General features: G+C 49.8%; 1 protein-coding gene. It reads left to right on the forward strand.

The features are described 5' to 3' along the window. The coding region (locus tag J5224_RS33995) for a glutamate/aspartate ABC transporter substrate-binding protein (RefSeq protein ID WP_264629263.1) at nucleotides 1-602 on the forward strand (602 nt) is incomplete at both ends.

Consider the following 602-nt stretch of genomic DNA (forward strand, 5'->3'; position numbering starts at 1 on the left):
AGGATTACTCGAACAAAATTGTCGATGCGGACAAAGCAAAAATTGGCGTTGCCGATCTTCAGGTCAAACTGATTCCGATCACATCCCAGAACCGTATCCCCTTGTTGCAAAATGGCACCTTTGATTTTGAATGTGGTTCCACCACCAACAACCTGGAACGTCAGCAACAGGCGGCTTTCTCCAATACCATCTTTATCGTCGGTACGCGTTTGCTGACTAAAAAAGACTCGGGCATTAAAGACTTCCCGGATCTGGCAGGCAAAACCGTAGTGGTTACCTCTGGCACCACCTCTGAGAAATTGCTGAACAAGCTGAACGAAGAGAAAAAACTGGATATGCGTATCATCAGCGCCAAAGACCATGGCGATGCCTTCCGCACCATGGAAACAGGTCGTGCCGTTGCCTTTATGATGGATGACGCGTTGCTGGCCGGTGAACGTGCCAAGGCCAAACAGCAGGGCGACTGGGTGATCGTTGGTACCGCGCAGTCCGAAGAAGCCTATGGCTGTATGCTGCGTAAAGACGATCCGCAGTTCAAGAAACTGGTTGATGACACCATTGCGACATTGCAAACCTCCGGTGATGCGGAAAAATCATTCGAT

The organism is Candidatus Symbiopectobacterium sp. NZEC135, from assembly GCF_025962695.1.